Consider the following 12,004-nt stretch of genomic DNA (forward strand, 5'->3'; position numbering starts at 1 on the left):
GGTGTTGGGCCCCCCCCCCGGCCCCCCCCCCCCCGCGCGGGGGGGGGGGCCCCGGGCCCCGGGGGCCCCCCCCCGCCTCCCCGTCCGCGCCGGCCCTCAGCGGGACGAGCGCTCCCGGAGGGCGCCGGCCGCCGCGCGCAGCGCCCCCGGGCGGGAGCGGGCGGCCGCCACGGCCGCCGCCGTCCCGAGGAGCCCCAGCGCGACCGCCGCGACCAGCAGCGGCGGGGGGCCGGTGAGGTGTCCGTCCGCCCGCACCGCCCCGAGGAAGTCCACCGGCGACACCCCGTTGAGGACCAGGTACCACAGCAGCGGGTAGACCGCCTGGAACGGGCGGCCGACCCGGCTCACCACTCCCAGCGCCAGCGCCAGTCCGGGGACGAACAGCGCCCCGGCCGCCCAGGCCGAGGCCCCGGCGGCGTCCCCGGACGCGACCATGCGGACCAGGGGCCCGGCGCCGACGAGCGCGGCGACGGCCACCCCCGCCGTCCACTCGGCCAGGAAGCGCGCGGCGGCACGGGGGTAGGAGGCGAACAGGACGTCGAGGCCGACCAGCCGGGCCCGGGTCCCCAGGCCCGACCAGACCAGGACGGGCCAGATCCAGGCGAGGAGGAGGACCGTGGGCGCCGACCGCGCGGGCAGCAGGAGCGCGGCCGCGGTGATCACGGCCACCCCGCCCCACCACCAGCGGCTCCGGCCGCCGAGCAGCATCCGCAGCTCCCCCGCGACCAGACGCGGGAACACGGCCCACGCGCCGGGGGAGCGGGTCGGACAGGGCAGGGGCTCCAGCCGCGGCGGAGCGGCCGCGGAACCTCCCGCCCCGTCCGGGGAGGCGTCCTCCGTCCCCGGGGGTGCGTGCGGCGCGGCTCCCCGCGGGCGGGGCGCCCCGCCCGTGGCGCCCCGTGCGGGGTCGAAACGGTCGAACCACAGTGCGGGCAGCACGGCCAGCGCGACCGCGGCGGCCAGGATCACCAGGCGCGTCGCCATCAGCTCGCCGGACGGCTCCCACCCCGGCCACTCGATCGCGCGCAGCGGCTCGTCCACGTAGGTCAGGCCGAGGCTGAACTCGCCGGCGGACGCGTCGACGCCCTGGGCGGCGAGGGACGCGCGGAAGGACTCCGCCACGCTCGCCGCCCCCAGCCCTCCGAGCGGGGCCCGGGGCGACAGCCCGCCGAGGAGCAGGGTGAGCGCCGCCACCGACCACACGACGTTGCCCGCCCCGCCGCGCAGCACGGGCGCGGTCTCGAAGACGACCGCCGCGGCGGCGGTGAGGGCCATCAGCGGCAGGGCCAGCACGAGGTAGGGGGTGAGCAGCCGGACAGGGTCCACCCACACGGCCTCGCCCCGGGCGACCTGCATCACCGCGGCCGTCGCGGCGAGCACGCCGAGCATCGACACCAGGACGGTGAGGTTGCCGCCGAACTTGGCCAGCAGGTAGGCGGGGGTCCTCAGCCGCGTGGCGGCCAGCAGTTCCCCCACCCCGGTCTCCCTGTCCCTGGCGACGGTGTTCCGCACGACGTAGAAGCCCGCCAGGGTCAGCCACAGGGCGCCCGCCAACGCGGTGACGGTTCCGACGTAGGCGCTGTCGTACACGCCCCGGTGCCCCGCGACGTCCACCACCGTCCAGTGGGAGTCGACGGCCGGGACCGCGACGTAGCCCAGGCCGACGGTGGCCAGCAGGGTCACCAGGTAGACCGGCCGACGGACCCGCTCGCGGACGTCGCCCAGCACGAGGCGCGCGTACCCCCTCACCACGACGGCCCCCGCAGCGCCCCGGCGGGACCGCCGGAGGTCCCGGCCCGGCCGGGCGGGACGACGAGGAGGTAGAGGTCCTCCAGGTCGGGCCGCACGCCGACGGCGCCGGCCAGCGGGGCGTGCGGGGAGAGGATCCGGACGCGCACCCCGTCCCCGGTGCGCACCATGCGGCTGACGTGGTGGCGCGCCCGCAGGTCCGCCGCGGCGTCGGGGGCGACGACGGCCTCCCACACCCGGCCCTCGGCCTCGCCCAGCAGGTCCTCGGGGGCGCCGTGCCGCAGGAGTCGGCCGCCCGCCATCACGGCCAGGCTGGAGGCGGCGGACCCGACGTCGGAGACGATGTGTGTGGACAGGACCACGATCCGGTCCCGGGCCAGGTCCGTGAGGAGGTTGCGGAAGCGCGCCCGCTCCTCCGGGTCCAGTCCGGCCGTCGGCTCGTCGGCGATGAGCACCCGGGGGTCGGTGAGCAGGGCCTGGGCGATGCCGACGCGGCGCAGCATGCCTCCGGAGTACCCGCCCAGTGGGCGCCGGACGGCGCCCGTGAGGTTGACCAGTTGGAGGAGGTCGTCGATCCGGGCCCGCGCGACGCGCGCGGGGAGCCCCCGGGCCGCGGCGAGGTAGCCGAGGAACTCACGGGACGTCAGGTGGGGGTAGGCGCCGAAGTCCTGGGGGAGGTAGCCCAGGCCCGCCCGCAGCGGCCCGGGGCGTGCCACGGCGTCCGCGCCGTCCAGGAGCATCCGGCCCGAGGTCGGCCGGGTCACGGTCGCCATGATGCGCATCAGGGTGGACTTTCCCGCCCCGTTGGGCCCGAGGAGCCCGATCACGCCGGGGGTCAGCCTCAGGGTGAGGTCCTCGACGGCGGTGTGGCCGCCCCGGTAGACCTTGCCCACGCCGATGAGGTCGAGCACGGGTCCCGCATCCGGCGCACGGCCCTGCGGCGCGGTCGCGGGGGAGGTTCGGTCGTCACTCATGGGGCGTCTCCCCGGTGCGGTGTGCGTGCTGGGGCCCGGGGCCGGTCCCCGTCGTCGGTCTCGTCATGGCACCAGCCTGGCCGTGCCGGAGCCGCCTTCCCATCCCGCTGCGCCCCCTACCGGGGGTGGGGTGCGCCCCACCCCCGGGAGGGGTCCCGGTGCGTCGACCGGCCGGCCGGGGGCTCCCCGCACGTGTGGAGGGCCCGCCCGCTACGGGCGCGGGTCCGCGGGGCGCGGCCCTCGGAGCGCCGGGTCCGCGGACCGGTGCAGGAGGTCCGCGAGGGCCACGGTCCGGCGGGCGAACTCCTCGGGGCCCTCGACCGTGAACGGCAGACCGGTGAGGGCGAGCACGACGGCGATCCACTCGAAGGAGTCCACCCGGGCGGTGTAGCGGGCCCGGTCCGCGCCGACCTGCACGAGGTCGCCGTCCACGCGTGTGATCCGCGCGGCGACCTCCCGGGCGGGGGCGTCGAACAGCACCGACACGGCGTGCCCGGCCCCGCCCTCCCGGAAGTCCCGTTCCAGGCGGGCGGCGAGCCCCTCCCCCGGCTCCCCGCCCGGCATCTCCCTCGGGACGAAGGGGGCCCGGACCGGGACGACCTCGCCGACCCGGTCCAGCCGGAAGGTCCGCCAGCCCTCCGCGTCGCGGTCCCAGGCGTACAGGTACCAGCGCCGCCCCGACATCACCAACCGGTACGGGTCCGCCCTGCGGCGGCGCTCCTCCCCGCCCCGTCCCCGGTGGAGGAACCGCACCCAGTGCCCGGCCGCGACGGCCTCGCCCAGGGCCGTGAGGACGTCCGGCCGGACCCCGGGCCAGGAACGGCGCTCCGGCTCGACCGCCGCCCCCAGGACCTCGGCCCGGCGCGCCAACCGGGAGGGCAGGACCCGGCCGAGCTTGGCCAGCGCGCGTTCGGCGCTCTCCTCGACCCCCTCCACACCGCCGGGCCCGCCCGCGACGATCCGCAGGCCGAGGGTCGCGGCGACGACCTCGTCGTCCTCGAGCAGCAGCGGCGGCACCGCCCGCCCCGCGGCGAGGCGGTAGTGTCCGCCGGGTCCCCTGAGGCTCTCCACGGCGTATCCCAGCTCGCGCAGCCTGTCGATGTCGCGGCGCAGCGAGCGGGGGCTCGTGCCGAGGGCTTCGGCGAGGTCCGCCCCGGGCCACGCCCGTCCGGTCCCGAGGAGGGACAGCAGGCGCAGGATCCGCTGACTGGTGTCGGCCATGTCCCCATACTGCCCGCAGCCAGGGAGTTCCCGTGCGGGGGCGGCCACGCCCGGGAGCGCGGACGGCGGCGCCCCGGGGGGCGCGCCCGGACGTCCTGCACGACCCGGGGCCCGTGAGGACGGGCACGGCCGACCCGCTGCCGCCGGCGGGGATGTTCGCCACACCGGCGGGCGGTGCGGCCGTGCCGGTCGCCCGGTTCCCGGACGGGCCCCGGTCCCCGCGGTGTCCGCGTTCCGGCGCGACACGCGCCTCGACCTCGGCGGAAGGGGCTCCGGCCCCGCTGCCGCCGACCGGCTCCGGGCGCACACCGCCGGGCTGCCTGGGGACGTCGCGGGGCGGCGGCCCCGAGGCGTCCGCCGACGGCCGGTTCGCGTCCGGCAGGATGGGGGGACCCGGGAGGGCGGTGGACCCGTGCGGAGCGCAGGCGTCGCAGCAGAAAACCGTGCCCCAGGACGACCATCCAGCACTCGATCCCCTTACCAAGGCCTTATCCGTCCTGGGTAAGGGGCCGGGGTAACCTATGAAGTGAGAGAGCGATGTTCGACGACCTGATCGGTTGGTTCAAGGGACTCTTCGGCGGCGCCGCCGAGGAGGTGACCCAGGGGGTGACCGACACCCTGGAGGGCGCGGGCGTGGGCACCGCCGTCGAGTCCGCGCAGGGCTTCGGTGAAGAGGCCTACGGCGGCGCGGTCGAGTCCGCGCAGGCCTTCGGCGAGGAGGCCTACGGCGGCGTGGCGGAGGAGGCCCAGGCCTACGGCCAGGAGGCGCTCGGCGGGGTCACCGAGACCGTCGAGGGGGTCCAGGGACAGGCCGACGCGATCGGCGGCGTCATCGAGGACCCGGGCGCCGCCGCGGCCGACGCCGCCCGCGACCAGTTCTACGGCAACAACGGCTAGCCCCCGTGCCCTCCCGCCCCGGGAGGGCACACGTACAGGCCACCCGTGTCCCGGGGCCCGGTGTCCGGGTCCCGGGACACGGTGCGTGCGCGGTGGCGTGCCGCCGGGCGCCGCCGATCCGGCTCCGCGCACGCGGGCCCGCCGGCCGGAGCACCCGCCCGGCCGGCGGGCTCCCCGCCCTCCACCGACAGCTCACCGTGACCGGCCGGCGCCCCGAGGCGCGGCCCCGCGCCCGTCCCGTGCTCCGTCCTCCGGGGCCTCCGACGGCCCCCGCCTGCCTCCGTGACGCCTCCGGCCGGTGGCGGCCAGCGCCAGCAGCGCCGCCAGGCACGACCACGCGAAGGCGTCACCGATCCGGGAGTAGAGCGTGGTCACCCCCTCCCGGGGCACGTACGCCACCATGGTCTGCTGCCCGGTGGTGAAGTAGTCGGTCGTGGCCAGTGTCCGGCCCTGGTGGTCGGTCGCGTTCGACCGCCCCCTGCTCGCCTGCCGGAACAGGGACGCCCCGTTCTCCACCGCTCGGAACACGGCGTTGCGGGCGTGCATCTCCTTGATCCCCTCCCAGGTGTTGGCGCCCACGAGGAGGACGTCCGCGTCGGCGGCGCCGGCCTGCCGGACGAGTGCCGGGAAGTCGCCGTCGTAGCAGATGGCGGTGGCCAGTCGACCCGCGGGCGTGTCGGCGACCGGGATGACGCCGTCACCGGCCTCGTAGGGTTCGAGCACCGGGATGGGACGGCTCTTGTCGTAGGTCCACGCGACGTCGCCCCCGGGGGTGACCATGACCATCTGGTTGCGAAGGTGCGGTGCGTCCTCGGTGTAGACCGACATCCCCGCGTTGACGTACACACCGTGCTCCTCGGCGACCGCGCGCACGCGGTCCACCAGGTGCTCCTTGTCGGCCTCCAGGGTGAAGGCAGCGGACTCCGGCCACAGGACGACTTCCGCGCCGGCCACGGCCTCGCGCTCGGTCCCGGCGAGGAGGTCGTCGTTGACGGGGGCGAAGCGCCCGCGCATCTCCTCGGGATCGGCCGCGACGATCGCCTCCAGCGAGTCATACTCGCGGAAGGTCGGGACGACCTCCTCCCACGCGTCCTCGGAGGCGGTGACCCCGGCGATCCGCACCGTGTCCGACGAGGGCGGCGCGAACACCAGGCGGGCCCCTCCCGCGGTCGCGACCAGCACGGCCGTGCCGACCGCCCCGGCGGCGACCGAGCGGGCCGCCCGGTCGGAGAGGCCCCGCTCCCAGAGCAGCGCTGCGGCCGACGCCGCCCAGGCGACCAGGAAGCTCACCCCGAAGACGCCGGTCACCGACGCCACCTGGACGAGGGGGAGGTTCGAGGCCTGTGTGGCGCCGAGGACCCCGTGGACGGTCCCGAAGGGGGTGCCGACGGAGACCGCGAACTCCACGGCGACCGTGGCCAGCGGGAAGACCAGGGAGGCCCGCCACGGGCGGTGCTCCCCCAGCCGGGGGGTCAGGAGCCGGTCCAGGGCGAACGGAAGCGCCCCGGCCAACGCGAGCGGAAGCGCGAGCAGGGTCAGCGACGGGGAGAGCAGGTCGGCGAGGGCGAGCCAGACGAGGGTCGCGGCGGTGGTGGAGCCCAGCACCCCGAGAAGGGCGGGAAGCGGTCGGCCGGTGCGCGCGAACCTCAGCAGCAGCACCGGGTGGACCCATGCCAGCAGGGCGATGTCCCATGCGGCCTGCATGGCGAAGAGGGAGAGGACGGTGCCGGCGAGGAGCCAGGCGGGGCGGAGGAGGGAAGGGCGGGGGTTCACTGGTTCCACCGTTCGGTACGGAGCGACAGGGGTCGGATTGCTGTGGTGGGTCTGCTCCCGGCCGGGGCCCCACGAACGCTACGGAACCGCAGGGCCCCGGCCCATGGGTGGTTCCGCCCAGTCGCCTGGGCGACCCGCCACCCCCGGTCATGCGGTGTTCCGCAGTACCCGCGCGCCCCACCGGCCGCTACTCTCCGAACGGGCTCCCGGCGCTCCGGGCGCCCGTGGAGAACCGCGTTCCCGGACGCGCGGCGCCGCGGTCCGGGGCGCCGCTCCCGAGGGCCGGATCCGGCGGGGAGAGGGAGGACGGACGTGACCACGGACGACGGGACGCGGCCCGACGGGCACGGCGCCCGGCGGCACGGTTGGGCCCGGGCCCTCGCGGGCGCCGCCGCCGGCACGGCGACGGCCGGGGCCGCCGCGGTCCTCCTCGCCCTCCTCCTCGCGGCCTCCGTCGCCGTCCTGCCGTTCCTCGCGCGGCCCGCGGCCCGGACCCGCTCGGCCGGCGCCCTCGGCGCGGCCGTCCGGCCGCTGGTCGCCCTGGAGCGGCGGCGCCTGGCGGCGCTGTTCGGCGTCGAGATCGTCGGCCGGCCCGGGACGGCCCGCTCCCTGGCCTATCTGGCGGCCCGCTGCCCCGTGGGACTCTTCGGCGGACTGGTGCTGGCGTTCCTCCCCGCGGGCCTCTACCTGGCGGCGTCCCCGCTGGAGGTGCTCGACGGGAACGATCCGGGGATCGTGCCCGTCGGCCTGGCGCTCGTCTACCTGAGCGCGCAGGGGACCGTGGGCCTGGTGGGCACGGAGGGCTGGCTGGCACGCCGGCTGCTCGGCCCCAGCCGCCAGGACCTCATGGAGGAGCGGATCGGGGTGCTGGTCGCGACCCGGGCCGGGGTCGTCACGGCCGTGGACGAGGAGCGCCGCCGGATCGAACGCGATCTGCACGACGGCGTCCAGCAGCGGCTGGTCCTTCTGGGCATGGCCCTGGGCCGCGCGCGGCGCGACCCGGGCTCGGAGAAGGGCCGGGCCCTGGTCGAGCAGGCGTACGAGGAGACCCGGAACGCGCTGCGCGACCTGAAGGAGGTCGCCTGGCGGGTCTATCCGGCCGCCCTGGCGGAGGAGGGACTGCGTGCGGCGCTCCACGGCCTGGTGGGGCGGTCGGCCCTGCCGATCGACCTGGAGTACCGCCTGTCGGCGGCCCCGCCCCCGGCGGTGGAGACGGCGGCCTACTTCGTGGTCGCCGAGGCGGTGACCAACGCGGTCAAGCACGCCGGGGCGCGGCGCGTGGACATACGGGTGTGGGAGAGGGACGACGGGGGGACGAGGTCGGTGGTGGTGCGCGTGAGGGACGACGGGGCGGGTGGGGCCGACCCCTCGGGGACGGGGCTGACGGGCCTGGCCGGCCGTGTGGAGGCGCTCGACGGCAGGCTGTCCGTGGACAGCCCGGCCGGCGGGCCGACGACGGTCACCGCGGAGGTCCCGTGCGGGTGATCGTGGCCGAGGACTCGGCCCTGCTGCGTGAGGGACTCGTGCGGCTCCTGGAGGACGAGGGGCACCGGGTCGTCGCGTCGGTCGGCGACGCGGACTCCCTGCTGGCCGCTGTCGCGGAGGAGGCCCCCGACGTCGCGGTGGTGGACGTGCGCATGCCGCCCACCCATACCGACGAGGGGCTGCGCGCGGCGGTGCGCATCCGGCGGGAACGGCCCGGCGTGGGCGTGCTCGTGCTCTCGCAGTACGTGGAGAAGCGCTACGCCACCCGCCTGTTCAGCGAGAACACCACCGGGGTGGGGTACCTGCTCAAGGACCGGGTGGTGGAGGTGGACGAGTTCCTGGAGGCCCTGGTCAGGGTGGGCGGGGGCGGCGCCGCCTTCGACCCGGAGGTCGTGCGGCAGCTGCTGGCGGGAAGCAGCCGCCAGGACCCCCAGGGGCGCCTGACCGGCCGTGAGCGGGACGTGATGGACCTGATGGCCCAGGGGCACACCAATCCGGCGATCGCCGCGCGGCTGTTCGTGTCGCAGAGCGCGGTCGAGAAGCACGCGAACGCGATCTTCGACAAGCTGGACCTCGGTGACACCGCGGGGTACAGCCGCCGCGTCCTGGCGGTGCTCCGCTACATCGGCGCTTGAGGCCCCGCGCCGCGGGCCGGACCGCCGGGCGGCCGAGTGCCGGAGAGGCCGCCCGGCGGGGCCGGGCGCCCGGCCCCGGCCGGAGGCGGGTACGACGGGCCCGGGCGGTCGGGGGTCCCACGGTGGCCGGGCCCCGTCCGGCGCGGGGGGACGACCTCCGGGGACGGCGGCCGCGGGCCGGAGCGCCGGGGGCCGACGGCCCCCGGGCCCCGACCGGCCGCCGCCCCCGGCGCGGGAGCGGTCAGCCGAAGGTGACGTCACTGCACAGGTAGTACACCTGGTCGGCGTGCGAGGCCTTCCAGATCGTGAAGACGACGTGGTCGCCGGTGCGGCCCGACGTGCTGACGTCGATCAGGTAGTCGTTTCCGGGCGGGTAGGACCCGGTCTCCTCCACCAGTTCGAGGTCGTCCCATGCCAGGGACTGCGTGGCCGGGTCGAAGCCCTGCTCGGTGACGTAGACCTGGAAGTAGTCCGCGCCGTGCGAGGCCTGGTCGTACAGGTGGATGGTGAAGTCGTCGGCGACGTCGGTGGTCCGCCACGCCCCGGGGGTGTCCATCGAGTCGTAGCGACCCCCCTCGGTGTTCCCGCCGCTGCACAGGGTCCCGTCCGGGACCTGGCCCTGGTGGTCCCCGCCGACGTTGTCGCGGTAGAGGCCGTTCCAGTTCCACATGGCGTTGGGGTTGTCCTGCCACGCCTGCCAGCACATGGGGTCTTCCTGCTCCATGGCGGGGTTCTGGAAGTCGTCCCCCCAGCGCTCGAAGCAGCCGTAGTTGCGGGAGGCGGGGTCGACGACCGAGCCGTGCGCCGACGCGGGCGCGGCCAGCGCGGTCAGCCCGAGCAGGGGGACGGACGCCAGCACGAGTGCGCGTCCGAACCAGCGGGAGTTGCCGTTGGTCTCGTGGGTCTTGCCGTTCATTGCGTTCTCCATCGTTGTCGGCTGGACCAGCCGATCGACGGGAGCGCTCCCAATCGGTGTGTTACCCACCGGAGCAGACCCGAAACGGAGCGCCGGAAAACCTGTGGATCCGAGCTCCTCCGGGGGTTACGGTGGCGCGGAACGAGGCCGCCCGAACGGAAGAGGACACCGATGCGCACCATCGCCGCGAACCAGGTCCCCGCCCCCGCCCGGAAGGCGTACCGCCGGTAGCCCGGGCCGGGCGCAGCCCGGCACGACCGGAACCGCAGGGCGCCCCGCCGGGGGCGGGCCGGACCGCACCGCCGTCCGCCACGCGCCGACCGGCGCGTTCGCCGTGCCCCGGGAGTCCTCCGTGCCCCTGTTCCGCCGTCCCCGCCGCGCCCCCCGACGTTCCCGACCGGGACCCGCCCTGCCCCGGCTCCCCCGCCGGGCCCGCCCCGGCCCGTCGCACCCCGCCGGTCCGCTCCGCCGCACCCGACCGGACCGGCCCCGCCTCGGCCCCGCGTTCACGCGCCTGTGGTGGGCCTCGGCCCTGACCAACCTCGGGGACGGCGCCCTCGCCGCCGCGGGACCGCTGCTCGTCGCGTCCCTGACCTCCTCCCCGGTCGCCGTCGCCGCCGCCTCGGCGGCCCAGCTCCTGCCCCACCTCCTCTTCTCACCGGCCTCGGGCGCCCTGGTCGACCGGTGGCCCCGCCGCAGCGTGCTCCTCGCGGCGAACCTCGCCCGCTGCGCCGTGCTCGCCCTGCTCGCCGCCGCGCTCCTCTCCGGCGGCACGAGTGTGTGGCCGCTCTACCCGGCCCTGTTCGCCCTGGGTGTCGGCGAGTCCCTCGCCGACACCGCGTACGGCTCCCTGGTGCCGTCCGTGGTCCACCGCGACTCGCTGGGCAGGGCCAACGCGCGGCTCGCCCTGACGTTCTCGCTCAACAACCAGCTGCTCGGCCCGCCCCTGGGCGCACTGATGTTCGCCGTGGCGTGGTCGCTCCCCTTCGGCTTCGACGCCCTCGCCCACCTGCTGGCGGTGGTGGTCCTCCTGCGGATGGCGCCGGTCCTGCCACCGCCTCCGGACGGGGGCCGCCCCGGCTCCCCTCCCCCGCCGCGGACCACGCTGCGGCAGGAGGTCCGCGAGGGCCTGTCGTTCGTCCTCGGCTCACCCGGGCTCCGCGTACTGTGCGGCTGCATCCTGGTGATGAACCTGGCGGGTGTCGGCGCCTTCGCGGTCTGGGTGCTCTACGCACGGGAGCACCTGGGGCTGTCCGAAGCGGGCTTCGGGCTGTTCGTGGCGGCGGGAGCCGTGGGCGGCATCGCGGGCTCCCGGGCGTACGGGTGGCTGGAGCGCCGAGTGGGCCGGACCTCCCTGCTCCGCTGGGGCCTCGCGGTGGAGGCGCTCACCTACCCGGCCCTGGCACTCACCACGAACCCCCTGGCGGCCGGCGCCGTCATGGTCGTGTTCGGGGTCCACACCGTGGTGTGGGGGACGGCCGCCACGACCGTCCGCCAGCTGCTCACCCCGGACCGCCTGCTGGGCCGCGTGGGAGGCGTGTACCGGCTGGCCGACCTCGGCGGGGCCGCCCTGGGCGCGGTGCTGGGCGGGCTCGTCGCGGAGGGTGTGGGCCTGTTGGCCCCGTTCTGGATCGCGGCGGCAGCCGTCGGCCTGCTCTGCGTGATCTCCTGGAAACCCCTGGTTATTACTGAACAGTTGTGAACCAGATCACCACCTGGCCATTCACCGAACGGGGACAGCGTCCCAGAAACCCCGTGGACATTTGGTGTTTACATATCACCATTGGAGAGCTACGGTTCTGAAAAGCGTTCCGAAATAGTCACCCCCCGTAACCACATACGGAACGCCCTTCGCACCCCTTGTCCAGACAACGCCACCCACCATTCCCGCTTACGACTGGGAGCGCTCCCACCCCCCTTCCGGTCACCATCCCCCCGTTTCTCCCACCTTTTCCCAGGAGAAACACGGACGATCAACCGCCAGCCTTACCCCGGATCTCAGGCCCGCCCATGCCCCGCTCACCACCATGAACACCACCTCTCCCCACCCGCCGGTCCGCCGGGCGCCGTGACGCGCCCGGCGAGCCGCACACTCCTTCTGGTCACCCGCTCCCCATGAGGAAGAAAAACACCATGAGAAATTCCCCCCGCGACAAGCAACGAACTCCGTGGGCACGGCGCGGCCTCGCCACCGCTGCCGGACTGGCACTTACCGCCTCTCTCACGGTCGCCGCCACCAGTGCCTCCTCCGCCGCCGAACGCGTGGACAATCCGTATGAGGGCGCGGATGTGTACGTGAACCCGATCTGGTCGGCCAACGCCGCCGCCGAACCCGGCGGGGACGCGATCTCCGA

General features: G+C 75.9%; 9 protein-coding genes and 1 pseudogene. 5 read left to right on the plus strand and 5 right to left on the minus strand.

The window, feature by feature from the left end; all coding sequences use genetic code 11:
- Window positions 1-96: 96 nt before the first annotated feature.
- The 3 genes from ABZ234_RS33220 to ABZ234_RS33230 form a co-directional block, all read right to left on the minus strand.
- Window positions 97-1,752 carry a hypothetical protein gene (locus ABZ234_RS33220; RefSeq protein ID WP_355014677.1) on the minus strand — a complete coding sequence of 552 codons (1,656 nt, stop codon included), beginning with the start codon at window positions 1,750-1,752 and terminating at the stop codon, window positions 97-99.
- Window positions 1,746-2,723, minus strand: a complete 978-nt coding sequence (locus tag ABZ234_RS33225) for an ABC transporter ATP-binding protein (RefSeq protein WP_355014678.1) — start codon at window positions 2,721-2,723, stop codon at window positions 1,746-1,748. The genes ABZ234_RS33220 and ABZ234_RS33225 overlap by 7 nt, the downstream gene beginning before the upstream one ends.
- A 210-nt stretch (window positions 2,724-2,933) precedes the next feature.
- Window positions 2,934-3,944 (minus strand): WYL domain-containing protein, encoded by a 1,011-nt coding sequence (locus tag ABZ234_RS33230; protein ID WP_355014679.1) that lies wholly within the window; start codon window positions 3,942-3,944, stop codon window positions 2,934-2,936.
- 537 nt (window positions 3,945-4,481) lie between these two features.
- On the opposite strand from ABZ234_RS33230, the gene ABZ234_RS33235 reads away from it, so the two are divergent.
- The gene (locus tag ABZ234_RS33235) at window positions 4,482-4,841 is read left to right on the plus strand and encodes a hypothetical protein (RefSeq protein WP_355014680.1); all 360 of its coding nucleotides are present in this window, start codon (window positions 4,482-4,484) and stop codon (window positions 4,839-4,841) included.
- 192 nt (window positions 4,842-5,033) lie between these two features.
- On the opposite strand, the gene ABZ234_RS33240 is transcribed toward ABZ234_RS33235, so the two are convergent.
- A complete protein-coding gene (locus ABZ234_RS33240; RefSeq protein ID WP_355014681.1) occupies window positions 5,034-6,614 on the minus strand; it encodes a nitrilase-related carbon-nitrogen hydrolase in 1,581 nt (526 codons plus the stop codon).
- A 312-nt stretch (window positions 6,615-6,926) separates the two neighbouring features.
- Between ABZ234_RS33240 and ABZ234_RS33245 the strand changes: the two genes are divergently transcribed.
- Entirely contained in the window at window positions 6,927-8,099 is a 1,173-nt protein-coding gene (locus ABZ234_RS33245; protein ID WP_267948505.1) for a histidine kinase, read from the plus strand.
- On the plus strand, window positions 8,090-8,734 hold the full coding sequence (locus ABZ234_RS33250; RefSeq protein WP_355014682.1) for a response regulator transcription factor: 645 nt from the start codon (window positions 8,090-8,092) through the stop codon (window positions 8,732-8,734). Before ABZ234_RS33245 ends, ABZ234_RS33250 begins: the two co-directional genes overlap by 10 nt.
- Window positions 8,735-8,975: 241 nt before the next feature.
- Here ABZ234_RS33250 and ABZ234_RS33255 read toward each other — a convergent pair whose 3' ends face one another.
- Window positions 8,976-9,650: a lytic polysaccharide monooxygenase auxiliary activity family 9 protein gene (locus ABZ234_RS33255; RefSeq protein WP_267948503.1), complete on the minus strand. Its 675-nt coding sequence runs from the start codon at window positions 9,648-9,650 to the stop codon at window positions 8,976-8,978.
- 352 nt (window positions 9,651-10,002) lie between these two features.
- On the opposite strand from ABZ234_RS33255, the gene ABZ234_RS33260 reads away from it, so the two are divergent.
- Entirely contained in the window at window positions 10,003-11,352 is a 1,350-nt protein-coding gene (locus ABZ234_RS33260) for an MFS transporter (protein ID WP_355014683.1), read from the plus strand.
- Window positions 11,353-11,783: 431 nt separating this feature from the next.
- Window positions 11,784-12,004, plus strand: a pseudogene (locus tag ABZ234_RS33265) (hypothetical protein); the annotation flags it as partial.

Origin of the sequence: Nocardiopsis sp. NPDC006198 (assembly GCF_040613895.1) — a bacterium.
Classification (GTDB): Bacteria; Actinomycetota; Actinomycetes; order Streptosporangiales; family Streptosporangiaceae; genus Nocardiopsis; species Nocardiopsis tropica.

What these genes read in the sequence shown, in the direction of transcription:
- ABZ234_RS33225 (WP_355014678.1), bottom strand. Translation starts at nt 2,723, where the DNA reads ATGAGTGACGACCGAACCTCCCCCGCGACCGCGCCGCAGGGCCGTGCG.
- ABZ234_RS33230 (WP_355014679.1), bottom strand. Translation starts at nt 3,944, where the DNA reads ATGGCCGACACCAGTCAGCGGATCCTGCGCCTGCTGTCCCTCCTCGGG.
- ABZ234_RS33235 (WP_355014680.1), top strand. Translation starts at nt 4,482, where the DNA reads ATGTTCGACGACCTGATCGGTTGGTTCAAGGGACTCTTCGGCGGCGCC.
- ABZ234_RS33255 (WP_267948503.1), bottom strand. Translation starts at nt 9,650, where the DNA reads ATGAACGGCAAGACCCACGAGACCAACGGCAACTCCCGCTGGTTCGGA.